The 26,232-nt window shown below is 67.9% G+C and carries 25 protein-coding genes, 1 tRNA gene and 2 pseudogenes; 17 read left to right on the top strand and 11 right to left on the bottom strand.

Annotated elements, in window-relative coordinates:
- Positions 1 to 4: 4 nt before the first annotated feature.
- A complete protein-coding gene (locus EOW66_RS01245; RefSeq protein ID WP_239017461.1) occupies positions 5 to 913 on the bottom strand; it encodes an SPOR domain-containing protein in 909 nt (302 codons plus the stop codon).
- Positions 914 to 1,159: 246 nt separating this feature from the next.
- On the opposite strand from EOW66_RS01245, the gene EOW66_RS01240 reads away from it, so the two are divergent.
- The 8 genes and pseudogenes from EOW66_RS01240 (at position 1,160) to EOW66_RS01210 (ending at position 7,693) form a co-directional block, all read left to right on the top strand.
- A tRNA-Ser gene (locus EOW66_RS01240) sits at positions 1,160 to 1,247 on the top strand.
- 145 nt (positions 1,248 to 1,392) lie between these two features.
- Positions 1,393 to 1,640, top strand: a pseudogene (locus EOW66_RS20895) (IS5/IS1182 family transposase); the annotation flags it as partial.
- 71 nt (positions 1,641 to 1,711) lie between these two features.
- Positions 1,712 to 1,843, top strand: a pseudogene (locus EOW66_RS20890) (IS5/IS1182 family transposase); the annotation flags it as partial.
- Between the two features lie 739 nt (positions 1,844 to 2,582).
- Positions 2,583 to 3,308: an aspartate/glutamate racemase family protein gene (locus tag EOW66_RS01230; RefSeq protein ID WP_164880988.1), complete on the top strand. Its 726-nt coding sequence runs from the start codon at positions 2,583 to 2,585 to the stop codon at positions 3,306 to 3,308.
- 23 nt (positions 3,309 to 3,331) lie between these two features.
- On the top strand, positions 3,332 to 4,978 hold the full coding sequence (locus EOW66_RS01225) for an FAD-dependent oxidoreductase (RefSeq protein ID WP_128154201.1): 1,647 nt from the start codon (positions 3,332 to 3,334) through the stop codon (positions 4,976 to 4,978).
- Positions 4,979 to 5,042: 64 nt separating this feature from the next.
- Entirely contained in the window at positions 5,043 to 5,942 is a 900-nt protein-coding gene (locus EOW66_RS01220; RefSeq protein WP_128154200.1) for an ABC transporter substrate-binding protein, read from the top strand.
- Between the two features lie 73 nt (positions 5,943 to 6,015).
- The gene (locus EOW66_RS01215) at positions 6,016 to 6,927 is read left to right on the top strand and encodes an amino acid ABC transporter permease (RefSeq protein ID WP_206363654.1); all 912 of its coding nucleotides are present in this window, start codon (positions 6,016 to 6,018) and stop codon (positions 6,925 to 6,927) included.
- Between the two features lies 1 nt (position 6,928).
- Complete coding sequence (locus tag EOW66_RS01210) at positions 6,929 to 7,693, top strand: amino acid ABC transporter ATP-binding protein (protein WP_128154198.1); 765 nt, start codon at positions 6,929 to 6,931, stop codon at positions 7,691 to 7,693.
- Positions 7,694 to 7,766: 73 nt separating this feature from the next.
- Here the strand turns inward: EOW66_RS01210 and argE are convergent, their stop codons facing one another.
- On the bottom strand, positions 7,767 to 8,951 hold the full coding sequence (argE, locus tag EOW66_RS01205; protein ID WP_239017460.1) for an acetylornithine deacetylase: 1,185 nt from the start codon (positions 8,949 to 8,951) through the stop codon (positions 7,767 to 7,769).
- Positions 8,952 to 9,162: 211 nt separating this feature from the next.
- Between argE and EOW66_RS01200 the strand changes: the two genes are divergently transcribed.
- The 9 genes from EOW66_RS01200 (at position 9,163) to EOW66_RS01160 (ending at position 16,830) form a co-directional block, all read left to right on the top strand.
- Positions 9,163 to 9,822, top strand: a complete 660-nt coding sequence (locus EOW66_RS01200; RefSeq protein WP_128154195.1) for an aspartate/glutamate racemase family protein — start codon at positions 9,163 to 9,165, stop codon at positions 9,820 to 9,822.
- Between the two features lies 1 nt (position 9,823).
- Positions 9,824 to 11,185 carry a dihydroorotase gene (locus EOW66_RS01195; RefSeq protein WP_128154193.1) on the top strand — a complete coding sequence of 454 codons (1,362 nt, stop codon included), beginning with the start codon at positions 9,824 to 9,826 and terminating at the stop codon, positions 11,183 to 11,185.
- Between the two features lie 11 nt (positions 11,186 to 11,196).
- Entirely contained in the window at positions 11,197 to 12,123 is a 927-nt protein-coding gene (locus EOW66_RS01190) for a dihydrodipicolinate synthase family protein (RefSeq protein WP_128154192.1), read from the top strand.
- Complete coding sequence (locus tag EOW66_RS01185; RefSeq protein WP_128154190.1) at positions 12,123 to 12,899, top strand: SDR family oxidoreductase; 777 nt, start codon at positions 12,123 to 12,125, stop codon at positions 12,897 to 12,899. The genes EOW66_RS01190 and EOW66_RS01185 overlap by 1 nt, the downstream gene beginning before the upstream one ends.
- 153 nt (positions 12,900 to 13,052) lie before the next feature.
- Positions 13,053 to 13,868 (top strand): substrate-binding periplasmic protein, encoded by an 816-nt coding sequence (locus tag EOW66_RS01180; RefSeq protein WP_164880987.1) that lies wholly within the window; start codon positions 13,053 to 13,055, stop codon positions 13,866 to 13,868.
- A 69-nt stretch (positions 13,869 to 13,937) separates the two neighbouring features.
- Positions 13,938 to 14,717 (top strand): AroM family protein, encoded by a 780-nt coding sequence (locus tag EOW66_RS01175; protein WP_128154187.1) that lies wholly within the window; start codon positions 13,938 to 13,940, stop codon positions 14,715 to 14,717.
- A complete protein-coding gene (locus EOW66_RS01170) occupies positions 14,704 to 15,495 on the top strand; it encodes an amino acid ABC transporter ATP-binding protein (RefSeq protein WP_128154186.1) in 792 nt (263 codons plus the stop codon). The genes EOW66_RS01175 and EOW66_RS01170 overlap by 14 nt, the downstream gene beginning before the upstream one ends.
- A 4-nt stretch (positions 15,496 to 15,499) precedes the next feature.
- Entirely contained in the window at positions 15,500 to 16,171 is a 672-nt protein-coding gene (locus EOW66_RS01165) for an ABC transporter permease subunit (RefSeq protein WP_128154185.1), read from the top strand.
- Complete coding sequence (locus EOW66_RS01160; protein WP_164880986.1) at positions 16,171 to 16,830, top strand: amino acid ABC transporter permease; 660 nt, start codon at positions 16,171 to 16,173, stop codon at positions 16,828 to 16,830. Before EOW66_RS01165 ends, EOW66_RS01160 begins: the two co-directional genes overlap by 1 nt.
- Positions 16,831 to 16,896: 66 nt before the next feature.
- Here EOW66_RS01160 and EOW66_RS01155 read toward each other — a convergent pair whose 3' ends face one another.
- The 9 genes from EOW66_RS01155 to EOW66_RS01115 all read right to left on the bottom strand — a co-directional run bounded on the left by EOW66_RS01155 (position 16,897) and on the right by EOW66_RS01115 (position 26,228).
- Complete coding sequence (locus tag EOW66_RS01155) at positions 16,897 to 18,027, bottom strand: saccharopine dehydrogenase NADP-binding domain-containing protein (protein WP_164880985.1); 1,131 nt, start codon at positions 18,025 to 18,027, stop codon at positions 16,897 to 16,899.
- A complete protein-coding gene (locus tag EOW66_RS01150) occupies positions 18,027 to 18,920 on the bottom strand; it encodes a creatininase family protein (protein ID WP_128154180.1) in 894 nt (297 codons plus the stop codon). Before EOW66_RS01150 ends, EOW66_RS01155 begins: the two co-directional genes overlap by 1 nt.
- 3 nt (positions 18,921 to 18,923) lie before the next feature.
- Positions 18,924 to 19,721 carry an AroM family protein gene (locus EOW66_RS01145; RefSeq protein WP_128154178.1) on the bottom strand — a complete coding sequence of 266 codons (798 nt, stop codon included), beginning with the start codon at positions 19,719 to 19,721 and terminating at the stop codon, positions 18,924 to 18,926.
- A 54-nt stretch (positions 19,722 to 19,775) separates the two neighbouring features.
- A complete protein-coding gene (locus EOW66_RS01140; protein ID WP_128154176.1) occupies positions 19,776 to 20,975 on the bottom strand; it encodes an NAD(P)/FAD-dependent oxidoreductase in 1,200 nt (399 codons plus the stop codon).
- A 150-nt stretch (positions 20,976 to 21,125) separates the two neighbouring features.
- Positions 21,126 to 22,715 carry a gamma-glutamyltransferase family protein gene (locus EOW66_RS01135; protein ID WP_206363653.1) on the bottom strand — a complete coding sequence of 530 codons (1,590 nt, stop codon included), beginning with the start codon at positions 22,713 to 22,715 and terminating at the stop codon, positions 21,126 to 21,128.
- Between the two features lie 43 nt (positions 22,716 to 22,758).
- Positions 22,759 to 24,066 carry an NAD(P)/FAD-dependent oxidoreductase gene (locus tag EOW66_RS01130; RefSeq protein ID WP_128154174.1) on the bottom strand — a complete coding sequence of 436 codons (1,308 nt, stop codon included), beginning with the start codon at positions 24,064 to 24,066 and terminating at the stop codon, positions 22,759 to 22,761.
- Positions 24,067 to 24,073: 7 nt separating this feature from the next.
- On the bottom strand, positions 24,074 to 24,826 hold the full coding sequence (locus EOW66_RS01125) for an amino acid ABC transporter ATP-binding protein (protein ID WP_128154172.1): 753 nt from the start codon (positions 24,824 to 24,826) through the stop codon (positions 24,074 to 24,076).
- 80 nt (positions 24,827 to 24,906) lie between these two features.
- Entirely contained in the window at positions 24,907 to 25,560 is a 654-nt protein-coding gene (locus EOW66_RS01120) for an amino acid ABC transporter permease (RefSeq protein ID WP_128154170.1), read from the bottom strand.
- Positions 25,557 to 26,228: an amino acid ABC transporter permease gene (locus tag EOW66_RS01115; RefSeq protein WP_128154168.1), complete on the bottom strand. Its 672-nt coding sequence runs from the start codon at positions 26,226 to 26,228 to the stop codon at positions 25,557 to 25,559. Before EOW66_RS01115 ends, EOW66_RS01120 begins: the two co-directional genes overlap by 4 nt.
- Positions 26,229 to 26,232: the final 4 nt, after the last annotated feature.

The following is a 26,232-nucleotide window of genomic DNA, read 5'->3' as shown; positions in this document are numbered from 1 at the left end:
TTCCTTATTTCGTGACGGCGTAGGCGTCGGGGTAGCCGAGGCCCTGGATCTTCTTCAGCAGCGCATCACGCTCGCCCGCGCCCGAGGCGGGGCCGGCGACGACGCGCCAGAAGGTCTTGCCCTGGCTCTCTTCGGTGCGCACGGCGGCGGGCGCGCCCGCCTTCTCGATCTGCGCGGCGGCGCGCTTGGCGTTCGCCTCGACCGAGAAGATGCCGATCTGCACATAGATTTTGCCGGCCGGCGCCTTGGCGGGCGGGGCGGCGGGTTTCGCCGGCGCGGCGGCAGCTGCGCCCGCGGCCGGTTTCGCCGGGGCCGGGACGGGCTTGGCGCCCGGCTTCTGCGGCGGTGCCCCCTTGTCGGGAAGCGGCTGCGCCGCGATCGCTTCGGGGGCGGCGATCACCGGGTCGGTGACGATCGGCGTGGTGCCCCCGTCGGCCGGGGCCTCCTCGCGGCGCAGCGCCACCACCGACAGCTTCGCCGGCGCGCCGGCGAGCATGCCGAGCGCCGCCGCCGCGTCCGAGGACACCTGCAGCTTCGGGCCGGGGTTGTCGCGCTCGCGCCGGAACAGCGCACCGATGACGAACTTGCCATTCGCGGTGTTGCGGATGATCACCCGCTCGGGGTCCTTCACCGTCGGATGGGCGACCCAGACGCCGCCGAGCGAGGGCCGGCCGTCCCACAGGCCTTGCTCCTCGACCGAGAAGGCCTGCGGCGCCTCGACGTCGCGCTCGACCAGCCGGGCGGAGGTGGCGGGGGCCACGTCGGCAGCGGCACCGTCCGCGGCGGCCTTCGGGGCGGATTTCAGGAAGCCGAAGGGCTGGGTGCCCTCCTGGCAGCCGGCCAGTGCCAGCGCGGCCCCCAGCATCAGACCAAATCGCGTGCCGGGGTGTTTGCCCTGCATCCTGTCGCCCATCTCGCCCCTCTTCGCGCGGGCTGTCCCCGCGTCGGTTGCGGGCCCTTCGGCCCTTGTCCCATCGGCGCGGCCCCCCGCGCAGTCGCGCCGACTGTAGCGTTTCGGGCGTTGCAAGGAAAGCATCCGGGCGCCCGCGAGGCGGAAATCGGCGGCGGGTGGCTTTCAGAATCGCGTGAAGCCCGCTAGGCGGGGGCGGGCCGGAAGCGTGGCCGGGTGGTTCAAGGCTCCGGTGTTGAAAACTAATGCGGATGAGTGGCCGAGTGGTTTAAGGCACTGGTCTTGAAAACCAGCGAACCGAAAGGTTCCGTGGGTTCGAATCCCACCTCATCCGCCAATGTTTCCAATGGGGGGCTGCCGCTCGGTTCCGCCCGAAAACCCCTGCGATAAGTGCGCTACAAGCTGGCGATGCAGGGGGCGCGCGATTCGGGCATAGTGTGCAACTCGTCGCGGCCTTGTCGCAGGCTCACGAAAGCGCCCCGCACCCCATGCTGTCAGAACGGGGCGATCGGATCTCGCCCGGGCAGGAGATCGCCACCGTCACGGCCGACGGCGCCTTCGACCCCCGAAAGTGCCATGGCGCGATCGCCGCCCGCGTGGCTGTTGCGATCATCCCGCAAGAGCGCCAAACCCCGGAAACCCGATCCCCCCGGCGCTGTCGCCCGCACCGAATTCCTGCGGACATCAACGGATGTCGGCCGGACCATCTGGCGACGATGGGGGGATTATCGTGGCAATGCCGGGGCGAGATACGAGGAGGACGAGAAAACGATCCGGGGGATCGTTTTCCCCGACGCGGGGATGCACGGTTTCAAGTTGCTGGGGCAGCGCTTCTCCGCGCGCCTCTTCGACCGTCAGCTTGCCGAGATCCGCGGGCAAGTGGCCGTGCTCACCGGCTTCACCGCTCTCGGCTCCCCAATCACAGAGGTCGTGCAATATGTCCGTTCGGGGAAAGGGCAAGCCCGGTCGGCGGCCGGGTTTCACCGGGGGCGGTGGCACGACTTTGAAGAACGCGGGCACGGGCTCTTTGCGATGCGCATTCTTGCCGCGGAGCGCCACCAGGGACGTGTTCGCCGCGACCGCATCGGCGATCTGCCGGAGGCCATCGCCGGCGGCAATCCGCTCGACCGCATGGACCGAAATGCCTCGGGCGATTTCCGCCGACTGCCACTCCGGGGCGGGCTCACAGCCCCAGACCCGATCCGCCTTCTCCGGCCCCTCTCCGTCCGGCAGGCATCACCTCTTCCAGCAGATGGTGACGGGTTTCAGGCATTCGTTCATTGAAACACGGGGTTTTGCGCCGCTTACATCGAACCGGGCGCCGCCGCGATCCGTATCACCGCAAGACCTTGTTGCGGTTTGACAAGATCGTTCCGCGACGGCGGGTGAGAGCAGGCTGCGGCACGAACCATCAGATGGCATCCGAGAAGTCCCGTCGCCAGGCGAGGCCGCCCTCCAAGATTCCGCATTTGCCGAGAAATTGCCCATCCGAGCCCGGTGCTGCCCGTTTTTCGGCTTCTGATGTTCTTTTGATGTCCGTATTGATATATCTTCAGTAATCTTATTTTGAATTTCTGTTCCGGAAGAGCCATCCAGACTCAAGGTAAGCCGGGGCCCGGATTTCCGGAGCCGACCGCTGCCCCATTCGTATTGGTTGGAAGGCTTTCGTGCAGTGCTGCCACGTCATCACACAATTCACGGCGTCTCCCTGGGCATCCTGATGCTCGACACCGGGTTTCAGCGGCTGCCCGGCGACATTGGCAACGCCATGAGCTGGAGCTTCCCGGTGCTTTACAAGGTCATCGAGAAGGCCAGCCAGGAGGCGTTCTTCAGCCAGGGGAGTGAGACCTTTCTGGAGGCCTTTCTGGACGGCTGCCACGAATTGGCGGCGCTGGGGGTCTCGGGGATCGCGACGTCCTGCGGTTTTCTGGCACGGCTGCAGCCCGAACTCTCGGCGCGCTCGCCGGTGCCGGTGGTGACTTCGGCGCTGATGCAGATTCCGATGGTCCGGCAGTTGATTGGCGCCGGGCGCGATTTGGCGGTGCTGACCACCGATGCCGCGGCGCTGAGCGTGGCGCATTTTGCCGGGGTCGGGGTGGCCGAGATCCCGCCGGTCGCCGGGCTGTCACCCGAAGGCGCCCTGCGCCGCGACCTGTCGGGAAACGCGGCGACGGTCGATGCGGCCGCGCAGGAGGCCGAGCTGATCGCCAGCGCGCAGGCGCTGATCGCGGCGCAGGGCGGCCGGATCGGTGCGCTGCTGCTGGAATGCACCAACATGGCTCCCCATTCGGCGGCGCTGCGGCGCGCCACGGGGTTGCCGGTCTTCGACGCGGTGAGCCTCGTGACCTGGTTCCATTCGGCCCTCGCGGGACAGCCGCGGACCGGAAATTTCAACTGAAAAGCAAGGCTGAGGGAAAGAAGATGAGCACATCTCCTGACATGGTGAAGAAGAACGGGCTGTTCCGCAGAACAGAGCTCTCGCTTCTCAAGCCGACGGCGGGGATCGACGCGAAGCCACTGCACGACGCGCCGGCGCGGCTGGCGAAGCTGGAAGAGCAGGTGCGGCTGGATCTTCTCAACCTCGACTACCCGGCCTACCCGTGGGTGACGCCGCGCCAGAGCGCCTCGGGCGAGCATATCTGGGATGTGGTGATCGTCGGTGCCGGGCAGGGCGGGCTGGCGCTGAGCTTCGGGCTGCGACGGGAAAAGGTTGACAACGTGATCGCGCTCGACCGCGCCCCCGCCGGGCGCGAGGGGCCGTGGATCACCTATGCGCGGATGCTCACCCTGCGGTCCGGCAAGCATGTGACCGGGCCCGATCTGGGCGTCGGCTCGCTGACGCCGCGGGCCTGGTATGTCGCAGTCTACGGCGAGAAGGCCTGGGACGAGCTGGGCAAGTGGCATCGCGGGGTCTGGCAGGATTACCTGATCTGGTATCGCAAGGTTCTGGACCTGCCGGTGCGCAACTGCACCGAGATCACCGGGCTGGAACCGGAGGGCGAGCTGATCCGGGTTTCGGGTCACGACGTGGACAGCAAGGAACCGCTGAGCTGGCTGGCGCGCAAGGTCGTGCTGTCGACGGGGATCGAGGGCAACGGTGCCTGGCAGCTGCCGGACCTGGACTTCGCCGCGATCCCGGAAGGCCGCTACATGCATACCAACTGGGAATACGATCTGTCGGTGGTGATCGGCAAGCGTGTCGCCGTGCTGGGGGCGGGCGCCTCGGCTTTCGATACCGCCGCCGCCGCGCTGGAGATCGGCGCGGCCGAGGTGCACCAGTTCGTGCGCCGCAAGACGATCCCCGACGTGAACCCGTTCCGGCTGATGGAGCGCTCGGGCTTCCTGCACCATTTCGCCGACATGACCGACCAGCAGCGCTGGGACTGGATGATGGCAATCACCGGCGAAGGCCAGCCGCCGACCCAGGACGGGGTGAACCGCTGCACTGCGCATGACAATTACCGGCTCAGCCTCGGCGTCAGCTGGAAGGGGGTGCGGATGATCGGCGACGAGATCGCGTTGACGCTGTCCGACGGCACCACGGTGATGACCGATTTCCTGATCCTCGGCACCGGCTACAAGGTCGACCTGTCGAAGCGCCCCGAACTCGCGCCCTTCGCCGACAGGATCGAGCTGTGGGGCGACGCTTTCACCCCGCCCGCGTCGCAGCGCAAAGACCCGGTGCTGGACTACCCCTATCTGTCGGGCGACCTGTCATTTCGCGAGAAGGTCCCGGGAACCGCCCCGTTTCTGAAGAACATCCACAACTTCACCTACATGGCGACCGCCAGCGTGGGCTATTCCGGCGCCTCTCTGACCGGGATGAAATACGGCATCCGCCGGCTCATGGACGGGATCACCTCGTTCCTGTGGCTGGCCGAGGCCGACTATTACCTCGACGAGATCCGGGCCTATGCCGATCTCGATCTCGATACCGATGACCTGGTGAAGGTCGCGAAGAAGACGGCCGCGGAACGCGCGCCCGGAGGTGCGCCCTCCGGAAGAAAAAGCGCGGCGGCGTCGGAGCCGGAGGGCGACTTCTCTCCTGCTCCGCAACAGGCGCAGTGACCGATCATCCGATCATCTCCAGCGTGCCGGGAGCCCGGCACAGAACCAACAGGGATTGAAGACCATGAAAAAAATCCATTCGCTCATGGCCATGGGGGCCATCTTCCTCGGCTCGGCGGTGATCCCCGCGAGCGGCATGGCCGACGAGGCGATCACTGCCAAAGTCACGACCGATCCGGCGCTGACCGCGCTGCTCCCGGCGAAGATCCGGGACGCGGGCGTGATCAAGGCTGCGACCGATGCCCAGCATGCGCCTTGCGACTTCCTCGAGGAAGACAACAAGACCTTTACCGGCTGGGAAGAGGACTATCGCCAGGCTCTGGGCAAGAAGCTCGGCGTCAAGATCGAGCCGGTCTCGATCGCTTTCGACGGGCTGATCCCGGGCGTGCAAAGCGGCCGCTACGACATGGCGATGCAATGCATCTCGGACTCGGTCGAGCGCGAGAAGATCGTCGATTTCGTCGACGTCTCGCTGTCGACGAACGGCATCTACTTGCTGGCGGGCAGTGGCGTCACCGCCGATCCGAAGACCCTGTGCGGCAAGAAATCGGGCAACCAGTCCGGCACCACCTATGGCCAGACCATCAGCAACATCCTGTCGCCCTATTGCGTCGAGCAGGGGCTGAAGCCGATTGAAAAGATGGAATTCAACTCACAGGACGCGACGATTCTGGCGCTGCTGTCGGGCCGGGTCGACTTCCTCGTCAACGACGCCTCCTCGGCGAAATACATCCGCGAGGCCTCGAAGAAGCCGCTCGAGATCGTGATCCCGGACATCCTGCCGCGCTGGATCAACGGCATCGTCGTGCAAAAGGGCAATGACGAGCTGGCGAATGCGCTGCTGGCCGGGGCCAAGGCCATTCTGGCTGACGGCACCTATGACGAGATCATGAAGAAATGGGACCTGCAGCCGATCATCCTGCGCGAGCCCGGCATCAACCTGAAGACCAAGGCGGCCGAGTAACGGTCCCCGCCAGGGCGAGGGGCCTGCAGCCCCTCGCCGATCCGCGCGAACAGACAACAAAGTGGTCCCGAAGATGAGCGACAACGGATTCGACGAAACGACACGGCCAGGCGTGTTGTCCCGCGCGGCCAGGACCGCGACGGGGCAGGACGATGCGCCGATGGTGATCCCGGCACAGCGGATGACCGACCGGATCGGCATGGCGCTGATGTGCATTGTCGGGCTGGGGATCGTGGCCGAGCTGATCCGCAATCCGAATTTCGAATGGGGGGTGGTGTTCTCCTACCTGTTCGAGCCCGCGGTGCTGTGGGGGATGGGGCTGACGCTCTGGCTGACGATCGCCTCGATGGCCATCGGGCTGGTCCTCGGCGTGATCTTCGCGGTGATGCGGATGTCGGCGCGGACCTGGCTGCGGGTGCCCGCGCTGCTTTACCTCTGGTTGTTCCGGGGCACGCCGCTGCTGGTCCAGCTGATCTTCTGGTATAACCTCGCCTTCCTTTACCCGGACCTGCGCATCGGCCTCCCGTTCGGCGGCGCGACACTGTACGAGGGCTCGGTCAATGACCTGATCACGCCCTACAGCGCGGCGCTTCTGGGGCTGGCGCTCAACGAAGGCGCCTACATGGCCGAGATCGTGCGGTCGGGCATCATGTCGGTCGATCACGGTCAGCAGGACGCCGGGCGCGCCCTCGGCATGACGCGACGCAAGGTCTTGTTGCGGGTGGTGTTGCCGCAGGCGCTGCGGATCATCATCCCGCCGACCGGGAACCAGACCATCGGCATGCTCAAGACCACCTCTCTGGTCAGCGTGATCGCTCTCTATGATCTTCTGTACGCGGTGCAGACGATCGCCTCGCGCACCTTTCAGACGATCCCGATGCTGATCGTGGCAAGCCTTTGGTATCTCGTGCTCACCTCGATCCTGAGCGTGATCCAGAGCCGGATCGAAGCCCATTTCAACGCCAAAAGCTCGGGGGCACACTGAAATGACCGCACCGATGGTTTCCGCCCGGCAAGTCGGCAAGACGTTCGGCACGCTGGAAGTCCTCAAGGGGATCGACCTGACGGTCGAGCAAGGCGAGGTGTTCTGCCTGATCGGCCCGTCGGGCTCGGGCAAGTCGACCTTCCTGCGCTGCATCAATCACCTCGAGAAGGTCGACTCGGGCACGTTGCGGGTTGACGGCGACCTGATCGGCTACCGGCAGGAGGGCCACAAGCTCTACGAGCTGCATGAGCGCGACATTGCAGTGCAGCGGGCGCAGATCGGCATGGTGTTCCAGCGCTTCAATCTGTTCAGCCACATGACCGCGCTGCAGAACGTCTGCGAGGCGCCGGTGAGTGTTCAGCGCCGCCCCGCCGCCGAGGTCCGCGAGGAAGCTGTCAGCCTGCTGCAGCGGGTCGGGCTGGGAAACCGCATCAACGCCTATCCGCACCAGCTTTCGGGCGGGCAGCAGCAGCGGGTGGCGATCGCCCGGGCGCTGGCGATGAAACCCAAGCTGATGCTGTTCGATGAACCGACCTCGGCGCTGGATCCCGAGCTGGTGGGGGAGGTGCTCGATGTGATGCGGCAGCTGGCGCAGGCCGGGATGACGATGGTCGTTGTCACCCACGAGATGCGCTTCGCCGAGGAGGTCGCCGACAAGGTTGCCTTCATGGACGGCGGCCGGGTGGTCGAGTGTTCTGCCCCCTCCGTGCTGTTTCGCGACCCGAGGCAGGAACGAACGCGCGAATTCCTCGCGCGGATTCTGTAGGCGGGGCGGGATGGCACCGTCGAACGCGCGTTGCGATACCGCGCCGGGGCCGTGGCTCCCCCGCGCGCTCTGTTCAGCTCAGTTCGGCGATCAGCCGGCGCAGCAGGGCGACCCCGGCTTCCAGCTCGTCCACCGCGATGAACTCGTCGGCCTTGTGGGCCCGCGCGATGTCGCCGGGACCGCAAACCACGGTCGGCCAGCCGGCCGCCTGAAAATGCCCGGCCTCGGTGCCGAAACTGACCACGTCGGTGGCGTCCGAGCCGGTCAGCCGGGCGGTCAGCCGGGCAGCGCGGCGGGCGGGATCGGAGGCCAGCGGCGGAACCCTGAACACCTGCTCGATCTCGATTCCGGTCGCGGGTTCGATGGCGCGCATCCGCGCCACGACCTGCGCCACCTCGGCGCGCATCCGCGCGTCCCAGTCCTCGAGCCGCTCATCGGGCACGACCCGGAAATCCAGCGCGAAATGGCATTCGGCGGCGGTGATGTTGTTCGCGGTCCCGCCCGCGATCGTGCCGACATGGACCGTGGTCCACGGCGGATTGAACGCCGCGGCCACCGCCGAGGGGGGCGCCGCACGGTTTGCCGTGTTGGTCTCGTTGGCCCAGTGGATCAGCTCGGCCGCCTCCATGATCGCGCTGACGCCGGTATGCAGCAGCGAGGAATGCACCGAATGGCCGGTGACGTGCAGCCGGAAGGCGATCGAGCCCTTGTGGGCTTCGATCACCCGCAGATTGCTGGGCTCGCCGACGATCACGGCCTGCGGCACCGGCAGGTCGCGCGCCATCTGTTGCACCATGTCGATGCAGCCCTCGCAGCCGATCTCCTCGTCATGGGAAAAGGCAAGGTAGATTGGCCGCTTGAGGGGCGCACGCACGGCTTGCGGAACGATCGCCAGCATGGTCGCCAGAAAGCCCTTCATGTCGACCGCGCCACGCCCGAACAGCTTGCCGTCGCGCTCGGTCAGTACGAAGGGATCGGAACTCCACGCCTGCCCCTTGATCGGCACCACGTCGGTGTGGCCCGACAGCGCGACCCCGCCTGCGACCCGTGGGCCGATCACCGCAAACAGGCTGGCCTTCTCTCCGGTCGCATTGGGCAACAGGTGGCTTTCGACACCGTACCCCGCCAAATAGCCTGCGACCCAGTCGAGCAGCGCCAGATTGCTGGACTCGCTGACAGTCGGAAAGGCGACCAGTCGGGCAAGGATCTCCTGCGCAGTCATCGCGGCAGGGCCGGGACGGGGGAAGATATCGGGCATCGGCAGTCCTTTCTGGGCGAAGTGGCGGGCACCGGGATTTCGGTGGTGCATACCGTCACGCGGAGTTTGATATATTATGATTGATGCCATCAGATATATCAATGACAATGACCTGCAGCGGGTCTGTTCCGATTCGATAGACCGGGCCCTCGCAACGGGCCGGGGCGTGCGGGCATTCCGGCTGGCAAACAAGTGAGAGGTAGGCTGAGCAATGAAGATCGCGGTACTCAATCCCAACAGTTCGACGGCGGTGACCGCCTCGATGGAAGGGTGCCTTGCGCCGCTGCGGGCGGTGACCGCGCATGAGATCACCTGCTACACGCTGAGCGAAGCGCCGCTCGGGATCGAGACCGACGACGACGTGGCCCAGGTCGCGCCGATGGTGGTGGATTTCGTCCGCAACACGCCGGCGGATGCCTATGTGATCGCCTGTTTTTCTGACCCGGGCCTTGCGGCGGCGCGGGCGACGACGACAAAACCGATATTCGGCGTCGCGGAATCCGCCTACTGCGCCACACTGGTCTTGGGCGAAAGCTTCGGTGTCATTTCGCTGGGGCCATCGTCGATTGCACGCCACAAGGCAAAGATCGACGCGCTCGGGCTGACCTCGCGGCTGGCGGGGGACCGCTCGATCGACATGGACGTGGCCGAGGCGAATGATGCCCGGCATTCGCGCCCCACGATCACCCGTGTCGCGCAGGACCTGCTCGAGAAGGACAAGGCCGAGGTGCTGATCCTCGGCTGTGCCGGCATGGGGGAGCAGCGCGCAGGGCTGCAGGTCGGGCTGGGCTGTATCGTGATCGACCCGGTTCAGGCCGCGGTCTCGGACGCGATCAACGCATTGGACCTGAATTACGGAAAGGGAGCCTGAGATGCTGGACAGAAGCGTCAAGGGGGCGATCGTCACGCCCGAGGGAACTCTGGTGAATGGCTGGATCGGCATTCAGGACGGCCGGATCGTCGCGATCGGTCAGGGCGAGGTGCCGCAGGCGCACCGGACCGAGGATTACGGGGAGTGCCTGATCCTGCCGGGGGCGGTCGACGGCCAGACTCACGCCACCGATTACGGCGGATTGCCGGGGATCGCGCCTGCGACGGCCTCGGCCATTGCGGGCGGCATCACGACGCTGGTCGACATGCCCTACGACAACCCCGATCCGCTGGACCGCGAGGAACGCTTCGACCTCAAGGTCGACGCCATCGCGGCTCTGGCGCATGCCGATATGGCGCTCTACGGCACGGTCACCGGCGAGACCCGGATCGACCATGTCGAGGGGCTGGCCCGCAAGGGCGTGGTGGCGTTCAAGATCTCTTCCTTCGAGAACAGTCCGTCGCGCTTCCCGCGCATTGCCGAGGATCTGACGCTGGACCTGTTCGAGGCGCTGGCGCAGACCGACCTGCCGCTGGGGCTGCACAACGAAGATCAGGAAATCGTGCTGGCGCGGATGGGGCGCGTGCGCGACGCCGGCGTCGATGGGATCGTCGCGCATTCGGCCTCGCGCCCGCTGGCGGCCGAGCTGGCCGCAACCGCGCAGTTCTTCGCGATCGCGCAGGCGGCGGGCGGGCATGCTCACCCGGTGCACCAGACCGCGAAGGAGAGCTTCGACATCACCCGGATGTTCGCCCGGACCGGCATGCGGGCGACCGGCGAGACCTGTGTGCATTACCTGTGGTTCGACGCCGCCCGCGACGGCGAGAAATACGGCGCGATGATGAAGGTGAACCCGCCGGTCCGCCCGGACGCGGTCGACGGGCTGTGGCAGTCGCTCGAAGAGGGGGACGTCGCCTTCGTCTCTTCCGACCATTCGAGCTGGCCGATCGACAACAAGTTCACGCCGTCAATCTTCGACGCCGGCGCGGGGATCCCCGGGCTGGAGACGCTGGTGCCGGCCTTCTACACGCTGGCCAGGCGACGTGGCCATGACGCGGCCAAGATGACCGCCGACATGCTCAGCTCCCGGCCGGCGAAGTTCTTCGGTATCGATGACCGCAAGGGCGCGATCGAGGTCGGTCGCGAGGCGGATCTGACGGTGCTGGAAGAGGGCGCCTTCGTCTGGGACGCGAAGAAGGCGCATGACGGTCTCAAGTGGACGCCCTTTGACGGCGAGACCTTCGACGTCCGGGTCCGCGCCACCTATCTGCGCGGCGAACTGGGGTGGGACGGCGAGAATGTCGTGAACCCCGAGGGCTCGGGCCGCGTGGTGAAGCGCGCGACCAAGGGCTGGTACGCGTAAGGGGGCAACACATGGCACTGATTGACCAAAACAGCTCGGGCGTGTTCGTGATCTCGGTCACGCCCTTTGACGAGGGCGGGGCGATCGACTGGGACAGCCTTGACCGGGTGGTGGATTTCTACTTCGAGAAAGGCGCGACCGGGCTGACCGTGCTCGGGATGATGGGCGAGGCGCCCAAGATGACCCAGACGGAATCGGTCGCGATCGTGAAGCGGGTGCTGGCGCGCGCCGGGGGGCGGCCGATCGTGGTCGGCGTCTCGGCCCCGGGGCTGGCAGCGATCGGCGAGCTGACGGCGCAGGTGATGGACCTGGGGGCAGCCGGGGTGATGGTGGCTCCGCCCGGCAGCCTGAACACCGACCCGGCGATCCACCGCTATTACGGGCAGGTGGTGACGCAGATCGGCGACGCGGTGCCGGTGGTGCTGCAGGACTTTCCGCTGTCGACCAAGGTGCAGATCTCGGACGAGATCCTGCAGCGGATCATCGTCGACTATCCCTCGATCAAGATGGTCAAGCACGAGGACTGGCCGGGTCTGAACAAGATCAGCAGGATCCGCGCCGCCGAGGCGGCCGGCCAGCGCCGGGTTTCGATCCTGTGCGGCAACGGCGGGCTGTTCCTGCCCGAGGAGATGGCGCGCGGCGCCGATGGCGCGATGACCGGCTTCGGCTTTCCCGAGATGCTGGTGAACGTGGTGCGGCTGATGACTGCAGGCGAGGAGGCGAAGGCCCAGGACCTGTTCGACGCCCACCTGCCGCTGATCCGCTACGAGACCCAGCCCGGGTTGGGGCTGGCGGTGCGCAAACACATGCTGGCCCGGCGCGGGGCAATCGCGTCTCCGGCGCTGCGGGCTCCGGGCGCGGGGCTGGACGCCCGCGCCGTGACAGAGGTGGACCGCCTGATGGCGCGTCTGCAGACCCGACTGAAGGAGCTGAACTGATGGATTTCGGACTGAACGGCACCAGGGCGCTGGTGCTGGGCGCAAGCCGCGGGCTGGGCGCGGCCTGTGCCCGGGCGCTGGCCGAGGAGGGCGTGCAGGTCTGTGCCGCGGCGCGCAACACCGCGGCGGTGGACGACTGGGCGGCAGCGGCCGGCCTCTCGGCGCGGGTCGAGGCGGTGGCCTTCGACATGGCTGACCCGGCGGCGGTCAGCGCGCTGGCGGCACGGATGGCCGGGCTGGGCGTCGACATCCTCGTCACTAACTGCGGCGGTCCGAAGGCCGGCCCGGCGCGCGGCCAGTCGCGCGAAAGCTGGCTGGAGGCCTACGAGGGCATGGCGCTGCCGATGATGGCGCTGGCCGACGCGCTGATCCCGGGCATGGCCGAGCGCGGCTTCGGCCGGATCATCACCATCGGCTCGTCGGGCGTGATCGCACCGATTCCCAACCTTGCCCTGTCGAACGGCGTGCGCGCCGCGATCGCCGGCTGGTCGAAGACGCTGGCGGGCGAGGTCGCGCCGCTGGGGATCACCGTGAACATGATCCTGCCGGGCCGGATCGGCACCGATCGCGTCGCCGAGCTGGACGCGGGCCAGGCGAAGAAGACCGGCAAGAGTGTCGAGGAGATCGCCGCGGCCTCGCGCGCGACGATCCCGGTGGGCCGCTATGGCAGGCCGGAGGAATTCGGTGCCGTGGCCGCCTTCCTGGCCTCGCGCCAGGCCTCCTTCGTCACCGGGTCGATGATCCGTGTCGACGGCGGGATGCTGAAAAACCTCTGATCCCGCGGCTGCATCACGGGAAAACCCGGTTGTGGCAGGGATCGGACCGAGAGCTTGGAGGGTCCGTCCCGCCGGATGTGGGGGAGGGGCCTCCGGGGACCGGAATTCCCGCAGAGGAATACGGCCACATTCCGCAACAGGGAGACTGAACAGATGAAGATGGAATTCTCGCGCCTTCGTCTTGGCCTGACCGCGCTGGCCGTGGGGCTGGGACTCGCCGGCCCGGCGCTGGCCGATTTCAAATCCGAGTTGCTGACCCCCGACACGATCGTGGTCGGCACCACCGGCTCGGCGCCGCCGTTTTCGATGATCGACACCGCCGGCAAGCTCGACGGCTACGATATCGCCGTGATGAACAAGATCGGCGCGGCTCTGGGCCTCAAGGTCGAGTTCAAGCAGCTCGACTGGGCCGGTCTGCTGCCCGGTCTGGTGGCGAAGAAATTCGATGTCGTGTCCTCGGGCGTGACCCGCACCAAGGAGCGGCTGGCCTCCGCCGACATGATCATGGCCTCGCCCTATATCGTGAACGGCGTGGCGGTGACCAAGCTGGCCTCGAACGACGCCATCACGTCCTGGGACGGCGTCTGCGGCAAGACCGTGGGGGTGATCCGCGGCGCGGCCGAGATCGAGGCGATCACCGCGACCCTGCCTGCGAATTGCCTGGGCAAGGTCAAGGAATATCCCGGCTGGACAGAGATGGCGCTGGATCTGAAGAACCACCGCATCGACTGGGTGGGGATGGATTACCTCGGGCCGAACTATCTGGCGGGCAAGGACACAACCATCGCGGTCCTGCCCGAGATGCGTGCGCCGAAGACGCAGTCGATCGCCATCGCCTCGGGTGAACCGGCGCTTGCTGCTGCGATTGACGCGCTGCTGGCGACCTGGCGCCAGGACGGCACGCTGAACCAGATCATCACAGCCTATTTCGGGACCACCGTCGATTTCTCGGCATTGCCGGCGGACTGACCGCCAGCCCGGGAAGAGCGGTCCGGGCCCGCCGGCCCGGACCTGAGACAGACCTTGGAGAGAGCCCCAATGACCACGAAACTCGGGATCATCACCACCGGCCAGAGTCCGCGCGACGAATATGTCAGCTTCCACCGCAATGCCCTTGCGGCGTTGGGGCTGGACGTGGAGGTCACCGAACAGGCCTGTCTCGACGGGCTGACCCGCGCCGAGATCGCCCTGCATGAGATCGCCCCCGAGGACGGGCTGGGGATCGGCTGCTACGTGCACAACACCGCTTCCGACGACCGCCGCATGGGGGCCGGCTGGGAAGAGATCTTCGTGGCGCAGGACTGGTACCTTGAGCGGGCACAGGCCGCGATCGACGCCCATGTCGCGGCGGGCGTCGAGATCATCCTGATGTGCTGCGCCGAGATGTACCCCGAGGGGGCGCTGAGCTCTCCAGTGCCGCTGCTGCTGCCCTATCAGCTGATTTTCGATCTTGTGCGCCGTCAGGCCGAGGCGCGCGGCCATCTGAAGCTGGCGCTGCTGTTGCCGACCGAATGGCATATCGGGCAGGATCGTGCGACCTGGAAATCGCAACCCTGGATGGAGAAGGTCGAACCGCATTTCGGCATCGGCATCGCCACCGGCGAGGCGCTTGATCAGCTCGCGCCGCAAGGGCCCTACGATTTGGCCCTGATCTGGGGCTATGGTGACGGTCTGGCGCCGCACGACCCCGAAACCCTGCTGGTCGACATTTCGGCCTGGCTCGGCTGTCCGGTGGTGACCCCCAACGTGCTCAACGTGTTCAACGCACGCATGCTTGTGGCGCCCGCCTGGCCGGAGCGGGTTCATGTCCGCGGCTGAGCGTCCCCCGCATGCCTTTCCGCTGCTCGAGGTGCGCGGCCTCGAGAAACGCCTGGGCGCGCAGGATGTGCTGCGCGGCATCGACTTCAGGGTCGAGCGCGGCGAAGTGCTGGCGATCATCGGCGCCTCCGGTTCGGGCAAGTCGACGCTGTTGCGTTGCCTCAACCTGCTGATCGCGCCCGATGACGGGCGGATCTACTGGAAGGGCAAGGAGGTCGGCTGGGCCGATCGGAACGGCTTTCGCGTCCGGGCCCGGGAGCGGGATCTGCTGTCCTACCGCACCCAGATTTCCATGGTGTTCCAGAGCTTCAACCTGTTCCCGCACATGACGGCGCTGCAGAACATCATGGAGGCCCCGGTGATGGTGCTGGGCCGCGAGCGCACCGAAGTCCGCGCCGAGGCCGAGGCCCTGCTGGACAAGGTCCGGCTGTCGCATCGCGCCAGTGCCTACCCGCAGGAGATGTCGGGCGGCGAGCAGCAGCGGGTGGCGATTGCCCGTGCGCTGGCGATGCACCCCGAGGTGCTGTTGTTCGACGAGGTGACCTCGGCGCTCGATCCCGAACTCAAGGGCGAGGTTCTGGCGGTGATGCGCGATCTGGCCGCCGAGGGGATGACGATGATCTCTGTCAGCCACGAGATGGGGTTCGTGCGCACCGTCGCCGACCGGGTGATCTTCATGCACCGGGGCAAGGTCTGCGAGGCCGGCGATCCGAGGCAGGTGCTGGCCGATCCGCAGACGCCCGAGCTGCGCGCCTTCGTGCACAGCGTGGTGGACTGAGCCGATGGATGTGCTGATCACCCAGATGCCCAGGTTCCTTGCCGCGATCTGGCTCACGCTCTGGATGTTCGCGCTGATCGTCGCGATCTCGACCCTCGCCGGGCTGGTTCTGGCGCTTCTGGGGGCGCGGCGCGGGCAGGGGTTCGGCCGGGTGCTGTCGGTGGCGACATGGCTGCTGCGCGGGGTGCCAGAGCTGGTGGTGCTGCTGTTCTGCTTTCTGGCGCTGCCGGCGGCGGGGCTCGATCTCGGGGCGAACGGATCGGCCATTCTGGCCTTTTCGCTGATCGGAACGGCCTTCATCGCCGAGATCTTCCGTGCGGCGCTGTCGGCCGTCGATCCGCGGCTGATCGAGGCGGCGCGGGCGCTTGGCATGGGGCGTTTCCTGCGCCTGCTCCGGGTGGTGCTGCCGCTGGTGATGCGCACGGCGCTGACCCCATGGGCCACCTATCTGGCGGGGGCGGTGAAGATGCTGTCGCTGGCCTCCGCGATCTCGGTCGGGGAGGTGATGATGGTGACGCGTCAAAGCCTTGCGATCTCGACCGATCCGATGGCGCTGATCCTGTTCGCCGGTGCCGTTTATGCGGCGATCGCCAGTATCGTGATGCTGCTCGAGACCGGGGCGAACCGATGGCTGGCGCGCCGCGGCCCGATGGTGCGACACGGAGGGGCGTCGTGATGGACTGGGCGGTCGTTCTCGATAACCGTGCGGCGCTGTTCTCGGCCTTCCTGACCACGCTGGGGCTGGCAGGCGCGACCATCGTGCTGTCGGTTCTGCTGGCCTTCCCGCTGGCGCTGATGCGCGAGGCGCGGTCGCGTCCGCCCCGGCTGGCCGCGGCGGTCTTCAGCTGGGTGATGCGGGCGGTGCCGGCGCTGACGCTGCTGTTCCTGACCTATTTCGGCCTGCCGCAGATCGGCATCTATCTGGATGCAATCCCGGCCGCGATCGCCGGGCTGACGCTGTCGGCTGCGGGCTACAACATGGAATACATCCGGGCCGGGCTGCGCGCGGTTCCTGCCGAGCAATACGAGGCAGCCCGGTCTTTGGGCATGGGCCGGTGGCTGCTGTTGCGCCGGGTGATCGTGCCGCAGGCGCTGCGCACGATCATGCCGCCACTGACCTCGAACCTCACGCTGGTGATGAAGGGCTCGTCGCTGGCCGGGATGGTTGCGGTTACCGAACTGACCGGCGAGGGGATGGCGCTGATCTCGCGCACCTACCGGCCGTTCGAGATTCTGATCACCATCGGCATCACCTATCTGCTGATGAACGGCGTGCTGATCTGGGCCCAGCACCGGATCGAGGAACGGTTCTCGCTGCGGCGTCCCTCGGCCTGAGGCCGGTGCCGGATGCGGGGCGTCCTTCTTCGGTCCGCGCCCTTTCGGGCCGGAAAGGAATGATGCTCAGCGCGCCGCAGCGATCTTTGCACTCAGCGCGGCACGCAGGGCCCGCGCGGTTTGCGGGATCTGTGCCGGGGACAGCCGCGCCACATCGACGTCGAACAGCGCGCGCATCATCGTCGCACAGGCGTCGGTTGCGACCAGCGTGCCATCGGGGGCGATTGTCTCGATGCCGCCCTTACGCTGGCCGGCCAGCGCGGTCTGCAGGCCCTGCTCCATGTCAAGGCCGGGCAGGTCCAGCACCTCGACCCGGTCGTGCCAGAGCCGGATCGGCCAGCCGCCCGGGAGCCCCGCCGGACCCGCGCCATGCAGGAAGCTGCCGTCGTCGCGCAGCGCTGCCAGCACCGCCTTGACCCCCGAGGCTGCGGTGCGGCTTTCCTGCGGCACGGCGCGGATCCGGGCCGAGCTTTCGGCCATCAGCGCGGTCAGGTCCAACTGCCCGGACAGGTCGCGCCCGTCAACGAAGACCCGCACCTGCCACGGCACGGCGCCGGCCGAGCCCGAGCGCTGGAACCATTCCGCCACCGAGTGGTGGGCGATGATCATCGGTCGCACGTCCAGCGCGCTGACACCGAGTTTCTGCGCCACGATCGCCTGCAGTTCGCAGGCCATGTTGTCGACATTGCCGATCCCGGTCAGCGGTGCGGGCCCGCTGCCCGGGCCTGCGGTACGGCTCAGCACCTGGTTGGTGAAATCGGGGAAGGGGGCAGTAATCAGCGCCGCCCCCGGTGCTGCCTGTCCCAAAGCCTTCTGCACCGACAGCCCGAGCGCCAGATGCGCGGCCAGAAAACCGGCCATGCCTTTGGCGCGCACCGTCTCGAAGACCTCGGGGGGCAGGCCGCGGGCCATCTCGGGGACGGTAATCAGGGTTGCGGCGTGGAACACCACCCGCGGCATCCACCGGGCGACCGCCTCGGCCAGTGCGAAGGTGTCGGTCAGGTCCAGCGCCAGCGGCTCGATCCGGACGTGCCTGCCCTCCTGCAGCGCGCCGAGTGTAGCGCGCCAGGCGATGCCCTCGGCGCGTGCGCCGTCGCGATCGACCAGCGCGATCGAGCGCACCTCGGGGCGTCGGGCGAGGTATTCGACGGCAAAGCTTCCCACTGCCCCGGCGCCGGTGACGAGGACGTCGATCATCATTCGGCTCCGCGTTTGGGAGCGACGGTGGGCGGTGCAATGCCCGGCCGGGCCGGGTCGCGGGCGACGCCACACCGCAGCGGGGCGCGGGCAAAGCCCTCGAGGAAGCGGGCCAGTTTCTCGACCGTCACCTCGAGGATTGCAGCGCCGGTCGACGCGGTCGCGGCGCCCGGATCGCCGTAATAGCCACAGTCGTCGGCGTGGAAGATCGCGGCCCAGCCGGCGCCGGCCTCGGTCACCGGGTCGTCGGGATAGCCCGGCGCGATCCACGGCTGGATCAGCCGCGGTTCCAGCCCGCTGGCGCGGCCGGCGATGCCGGTCGCGGTCTCTTCGCCCGTCACCGCCAGCAACAGCGCGGTTTCCTGCTCGCAGGCGTGACCGGCGCGCGCCAGCCCGCCTTGCAGCAGTGCTACCCAGTCCGGCTGCGAAGGGGCGAAGTAATCGACCATGCCGACCGGCTCGTCGTCACAGATCATCTGCCCGGTCAGCGCGCGCAGCGGCGCCGAGTTGCCGCCGTGCCCGTTGACGAAGATTGCCCGCGGAAAGCCCGCGTCGAGCACCGAGCGCGCGATGTCGCGCAGCATTGCCAGATAGGTTTCCAGCCGCAGGCTGATGGTGCCGGGCCAGCTCAGGTGATGCGGGGCGAAACCGAAGGCCACCGAAGGGGCGACGATCACCGGCGTGTCGCGCATCCGCGCCGCGGCCAGTTCGGCGATGGCGGTGCTCAGCAGGGCGTCGGTCTCGACCGGCAGGTGGTCGCCGTGCTGTTCGATCGAGCCGGTCGGGATCAGCACCAGTGCGCCGGCATCGCGCGCGGCTTCCAGCTCGCGCCGGGTCAGCTCCGACCAGATCAGCGCGCGGGGGGCATAGTGGCGGGGGGTCTCCTTGCGCATGGCTCAGGCCTTGTTCCAGCCGGCGGGCAGGTAGTCGAGATCGTTCATCGCCGGTCGCACGAGGTTGCGAAGGTGCAGCATCGTGGCCCGGTGCGGCAGGATCAGCGGCGCGCCGATCTCGGCCTCGAGGGCAGGGATCTCGTCCTTGCGGTCATAGGGAGCAAGACCCACGCCATAGCCGAAGAAGAAGGCCAGTTCGACCTTTGCGTCGCCGAGGGCGCGGGCCGCGTCGTGCCAGCTGCCGGTGATCGGCGAGATCACCAGTTCGATCCGCTCGGCGAAGGGCTTCGCCAGCCAGTCGGCGCGGTCGTGGTCGGCATGCTCGGCATCGACAATCACCCCGATGCGCGGCTTGCGCCGGGTTCCGTGGGCGATCTGCCCGGCGATGCCGAACATCACCTCGCGCGGGTGGATCATCAGCGTGCCGGCCGACAGCGCGCCTTCGGGGAATTCCGCAGCGCAGGCCAGCAGCACCATGTCCACACCGTCCTCGGTCTCCAGCCGGTCGATGGTCTTCTGCATCAGCCCGGTGGCGTAATCGAGGGCGAAGAACCGGTGTTCCCAGCCGTCTCCCATATGGTTTCCCGTGGCACCGGGAACATGGACATGCGCGCCCAGGTTGGGGGTCGTCTTGTCGACCTCGTGCGGCAGCAGCGCTTCCAGCGGGATCCCGTCATAGATGTGGCGGACCGTCACCTTCACATCTGCACCAAGCGCCCGCAGGAACATCTCGTGGTAATGGATATACTCGTCGCGCGGCCCGTGGCCGGTGGTGACGACGCCGATATGGGTCTGGGACATGGTCGTTCCTTGCAGTGGTTTCGTGCCTTGCTGGGCTGTCGGATCCAGCAGGTCTTACGGCGCCGAGGAGAGATTGACGGTCATCGGCTCGGGCACGATCGGGGTGCCGTTCAGGAACCGCTCGGGGGCGAAGGGAATGTCGGGTGCCGCACCCGCCACCATCGCGGCCAGACGGCGCGCCCCCTCGGGCGAGGCCATCAGCCCGTGCCCGCCGTAGCCCGAGTTCACCCACAGCCGCGGCTGGCCGGGCAGGGCGCCGATCAGAGGGCCGCCGTCGCCGGTCACCAGCAGGCTGCCCGACCGCAGGTGGCCGCCGCGGATCTCGTGCTGGTGGGCGCGCCAGAACGGCACCAGCGGGGCCACGCTGTCGATCGCCGAGCGCAGGTAATCGGGGTCGATCTCCGGGTCGTCGGTGAAGCGGTCGAGGAACAGCGTGCTGCGGAACGAGGCGGTCATCCGTGCCCCGCCCGTGTGGGGGCGCCAGAACGAGCCCAGATCGGCGTCGACCATTGCCGGGTGATCGGGCGGCACCGCGTCGAGCTGCAGATACTGGATGGTCGAGCGCGCCAGCCGCAGTGGCAGCGCAATCCCCAGGGCCTGCAGCTGCGCCGGCAGCCGCGCCGCGGTGCACAGGATCGCGTGGCCGGTTTCCAGCGTTTCCCCGTTGATCGTCAGGGTGATGCCCCCGGGGCCGGGGATGATCGCCTGCAGATCGGCGGCGACGAGGATGTCGGCCTGCATCATCTTCAGGTAGCCTTCGATCACCCGGTCGACCTCGATCACGCCGTCGGCCTGCCGCACCGCGCCGCCGGTCACGTCCTCGGCCAGCGTCGGGGTCAGGGCATGCATCTCGGAGGGGGTCAGGTAACGCACGTCATCCAGCCCGGCGGCCTTCTGGCGTTCAACCCGGGCGCGCAGCCGCGCCGCGCCGGCCGCGCTGCGGGCGCCATACAGGTAGCCAAGCGGGCGATAGCCGGCACTGACGCCGGTGACCTCGGCGAAATCGCGGTAAAACGCGATCGAGGCGCGGGCGATGTCGATGTTCTCGCGCTTTTCCCATTGAGCGCGAACCCCCTCGCCCGAGCGGCGCGAGGCCAGCATCGACAGCGCCGGCAACCGCTCGACCAGCAGCGGCCGGATGCCGTGGCGCGACAGGAAGAAGGTGGTGGCAAGGCCGGTGATGCCACCGCCGATCACGGTCACCTCAGGGCGGCGGGGCAGGGCGGAAATGTCGGTGAGGAAACTGGCGGCCATCTTCGGGCTTCCTTCATGTCGCAGCGCCCGCGGCGCGGCAGGAGGGGAGGGCGCGAACGGGATATTGATAATATTTCCATTGATATTTCAGATCGTCAACGATTGCCGCGGCAGAACCGGGCAAATGCCGGTGCGCGGCGGGACGGGCGCTCAAAATACCAGCGCCTGCCCATCCTTGCGGGGGTCGGAGCCGGCGACGTAGCCGCTGCCGCAGCGGCGCACCAGCTGCGCGCCGCCGAAGCCGAAGACGGCGTCGGGGGGCGCACGCACGATCTCGTGGCCCATCGCGGCCAGCTGTGCGGCCAGTGCTTCAGGGAAGGAGGACTCGACGGCCAGCCTGCGCCCGGCCACCACCCGCCAGCGCGGCGCATCGGCGGCGGCCTGGGGGTTCTGTCCGAAGCCAAGGCAGCGCAGCGCCATCTGCAGATGCCCCTGCGCCTGCATCGGTCCGCCCATCACTCCGAAGGCCATCTCCGGCGCGCCCGACAGGTCGGTGGCGAAACAGGGGATGATCGTCTGATAGGGTTTCTTGCGGGGGGCGACGATGTTGACGTGGTCGGGATCCAGACTGAACCCCGTGCCGCGGTTTTGCAGGCTGATCCCGGTGCCCGGCACGACGACACCCGAGCCGAAGCCCATGAAGTTCGACTGGATGAAAGACACCATCCGGCCGTCGCGATCGGCCACGGCGAGGTAGACGGTGCCGCCAGGGCGGGGCGCGCCATGGCCCGGATCGCCGGCATGGGCGGGATCGACCAGCGCGGCGCGCGCGTCCAGATAGGCGGGGGCCAGCAGATCGGCCGGGCGCACCCGCATCGCGTCGATGTCGGTGACGTGATGTTCGGCATCCACCAGCCCCAGCTTCACCGCCTCGATTGCCAGATGGGTCAGCCCGGCGCTGTCGGGCGCGTGATCGTGCCAGCCCAGCCGGTCCAGCACGCCGGCGGCGATCAGCGCGGCGATGCCCTGACCATTGGGCGGGATCTCGTGCAGCAGGTGATCGCCGAACCGGGTCGAGATCGTGCCAACCCATTCGGCTTCATGCGCAGCCAGATCGGCGGTCGTCATGTGGCCGCCGCAGGCGGCGCTGTGGGCGGCGATCTTCTCGGCGATCTCGCCGCGATAGAAGGCCTCGCCCTCGGTCTCGACGATCCGGCGCAGGGTGGCGGCGTGACCGGGCAGCCGGACCCGTTCGCCGGCGCGTGGCGCGCGGCCGCCGGGCATGAAGCACTCGGCGAAGCCGGGCTGGGCGTACAGCACCTTCGCGCCGTTGGCCCAGAGCGTGGCGATTACCGGGCTGACCGGGAACCCCTGTTCGGCAAAGCGGATCGCCGGCGCCGCCAGCTCGGCCAGCGGCAGGCTGCCGAAACGACGCCAGAGCGCGATCCAGCCCGAGACCGCGCCGGGCACGGTCACCGCGTTCCAGCCGCGCTCGGGCATCCGCTCGAGCCCGGCAAACAGTGCCGGCGTCCAGGCTGCCGGCGCCCGGCCGGAGGCGTTGAGCCCGTGCAGCTCGGCCCCGTCCCAGACGATCGCATAGCCATCCGAACCGAGCCCGCAGCCGGTCGGTTCGACCACGGTCAGCGCCATCGCGGCGGCCACCGCCGCGTCGATCGCGTTGCCACCGCGGATCAACATCGCCATGCCGGCCTGCGCCGCAAGGGGCTGCGAGGCGGCAATGGCGCAGTCGCCCATCACGGGTTGCCGGGACGAGGGGTAGGGCAGGGCAGAGTCGATCATCGGACGGGCTTTCGGTTTCTGGTTGCGCAGGTGAGGCGTGCAGTCACTCGGCGGGGGCCTCGGTCTCGATCCGGTCGCGATATTCGCTGTAGGGAAGCCACAGGTAGGGACCGGCAGTGGCCATCGCCCGCATCGGGATCGGCTCGGGCTGAGTGACCGGCACGACGAAATCCTCTTCGGCGGTGTTGCCGGCAAAGAACTGCGCCAGCTCGTGGCCGTAGGCGGCGGTCAGCGCCACGCCGCGGCCATTGCAGCCGATCGGCGCCCAGAGCCCCCGGTCGAGCCGGAACAGACGCGGCAGCGCGTCCAGCGTCACCGCCACCGTGCCGAACCAGGCGTATTCGGCACGCACCTGACCAAGTTGCGGCAGGAAGCGCGCAAAGCGCTTTTCGAAGCGGCGCCGGGTCCGGGCAAGCCGGAACGGGCCGGGGTAGACCAGCCCGCCGCCGACGATGCGCCCGTCCGAGGACCAGCGCGCGGCGAACAGGTGACGGCGGCTGTCGGCGATCGGTGAACGCGCGGGCAGGAGCCGCGCCTGGATCTCGGCATCGAATTTCTGGGTGGCGATCTGGAAACTGTAGGTCGGGATGATCGCCCGGTCGACCCTGGAACAGAGCTTGCCGACCAGCGCATTGGTGGTCAGCACCGCCCGTGGCGCCACGACCGAGCCGCCGGGGGTATGGACCCGCCAGCCGGCGCCGTCGCGCGCCAGCCGGATCACCGGCGAACCGGCGAAGATCCGCACCCCTTCGGACAGGCACAGCCGGGCCAGCCCGCGCGCCCAGGCCAGCGGGTTGATCTGGCCGCCGGAGGGGATCAGCATGGCGCCGTGATAGCCGGTCATGCCGGTGCGGGCCTCGGTCTCGCCGCGGTCCAGCAGCTGCACGTCAAAGCCGCGCGCGCGCCATTCGCGGACCTGGGTGGCACAGGCGGCAAGAGCGGCGCGGGAATGGGCGGGCTGCATCCAGCCGGTCTGCTCGCTGTCGCAGGCGATGCCGTTGTCACGGATCAGCGAGAACAGCCGCTCGCCCGAGCCGCCGATCATCCGGTTGAAGGCCTCGCCGCGCCTGGTGCCGAAACGCGCCACCACGTTCGAGGGCGACAGCGCCTTTTTCAGCGTCGGCACCACAAAGCCGGTGTTGCGCCCAGAGGCGCCAAAGCCGGGCTCGCTCGCCTCGAGCAGCACCACCTTCAGTCCGGCGCGCGCCAGCCCCAGTGCGGTGTTCATGCCCAGAAAGCCGGCGCCGACCAGAACGATGTCGGCGGTTTCCTCGCCCAGCAGGCGGGGCAGCTCGGGGCCGGGGGGGGAGATCGCCGACCACAGGGATTGCGAGAACGTGTCTTGGGTCATCGGAGCCTCAGCGGTTGCGCAGCGCACGCGCCAGGAAGGCACGGGTGCGATCGTGTTCGGGATTGCGGATCACCTTCGAGGGCGGTCCGTCCTCGAGGATCCTGCCGTCCGCCATGAAGATCACCCGGTCGCCGACATCCTCGGCGAAGGCCATCTCGTGGGTGACGCAGATCATCGTCATGCCGCCCTGCGCCAGCTCGCGCATCACCTTGAGAACCTCGTCCACCAGCTCGGGATCGAGCGCCGAGGTGACTTCGTCGAACAGCATCAGCTTGGGCTTCATCGCCAGGGAACGGGCAATGGCGACGCGCTGCTGCTGGCCCCCCGAGAGCTGGCTGGGGTAATGGTCGGCCCGCTCGGCCAGCCCGACCCGGTCAAGCAGGTGCAACGCCATCTCGCGGATCTCGGCCCGGGTGCCGCGCCTGTGCGCCAGCGGCCCCTCGCAGACGTTGTCGAGCGCGGTCATGTTCGGGAACAGGTTGAAGTGCTGGAACACCATGCCGATCTCGCTGCGCTGCTGGCGCAGTTGACGGGCGGAGCCGTGCCGCGGGTCATCACCGCCGATCTGCATCCCGTCGATCAGCACCGCACTGCCGGGGTCGGGCTGTTCCAGATAGTTCACGCAGCGCAGCAGCGTCGACTTCCCCGACCCCGAGGCGCCGATCAGCGACACCACCTGTCCGGGCGGCACCCGCAGATCGATGCCGCGCAACACCTGCTTATCGCCGAAACTCTTGTTCAGGTTCACCAACTCGAGCATGAAGCGGGACCTGTGGGGGGCCGGTTCCGAAGGGACGGGCGTTTCGGGCAGGGACATCGGAAGATCCTTTAAAACGGGCCTCAGCTCAGGTTGACCCGGCGCTGCACGAAAGCTTGCAACAGGGCCAGAACCGAGCTCAGCAGCAGATAGGCGGCGGCGGCAAAGCCGAGGAACTCGATCGAGTGGTAGGTGGTGGTGACTGCCGCCATGCTTTGCGCGGTGATCTCGTTGACCGCGACCATGGAGGCGATCGAGGTCGCCTTCACCGTGACGATGGCGCGGGTGAAATAGGGCGCGCACAGGATCGGCAGCGCCTGCGGGATCAGCACCCGGCCCACGAAACGCCCGGGGCTCAGCCCGAGCGCGGCGGCGGCCTCGAACTGACCGCGCGGCACCGACAAAAGCCCGGCGCGCAGATCCTCGGACAGGAAGGCCGTGGTGACGATGGTCAGGCCGATCATCGCCGCGGTGAAGGGCGAGACGTAGATGCCGAAGGCCGGCAGCCCGTAGAAGGTGAAGAACAGGATCACCAGCAGCGGCAGGGCACGGATCGTGTTCACATAGGCCCCTGCAAGCCGGGACAGCGTCCGGAACCGCGAGATCCGCGCCAGCGCCACCAGCAGCGCCAGCGGGGTGCAGATCGCCATGATCGCCAGAAACAGCCACAGCGTGGTGCGCACGCCCAGCATCAGCGGATCCCAATTGTCGATCAGCATTTGCAGGTCGAAATTCATGCCGTGCGCCTCCGGCTTCTGGTCCAGCGCCGTTCGCTCCAGAATTGCAGGGCGATCAGCGCGGCGTCGAAGATGCCGTAGATCACCGCCACGCCGATCAGGATCTCGAACGGGCGGTTGGTGGCGACGATCGCCTGATTGGCGCGGGTCACCAGGTCCATCACCCCGATCGAACCGGCGAGGGCGGTGCTTTTGACCATGTCGGTGGCGTAGGAGATATAGGGCGGGATGATCACCGGCATCGCCTGCGGCAGCACGATCCGGCGCAGCGCGCGCAGCGGCGGCAGCCCCATCGCGGTGATCGCCTCGCGCTGGCCGCGCGGCACGGCACGCAGCCCGGAGGCCACGACCTCGCCAAAGATGAAGGTGTTGTAGAGCACGAAGCCCCAGATCGCGGCGCTGAGCGGTTGCAGCCTCAGGTTCAGGGTGATCGGCAGGATGTAATAGGCGATCATCAGGATGATCAGCGGCGGGATGCCGCGCACCAGCCAGCTGAAAAAGCCGACGGCAGCGGTCAGTCCCCGCCGACCGGACGTCAGCGCAAGCCCGACTGCCAGGGCAAGCGGGGCGCTGATCACCAGCACCGCGCCCACCATGGCGAGGGTCAGCCAGAAGCCCTGCACGATGTAGGGGCCGCGGGACAACCAGACGGAGAGGTCGAGGCTCATGCGC

It is taken from the genome of Paenirhodobacter huangdaonensis (genome assembly GCF_004022465.1).
Lineage (GTDB): Bacteria > Pseudomonadota > Alphaproteobacteria > Rhodobacterales > Rhodobacteraceae > Rhodobacter > Rhodobacter huangdaonensis.
Note: the sequence above shows the minus strand (reverse complement) of the source record. Positions and strands in the feature narration are given on the sequence as shown.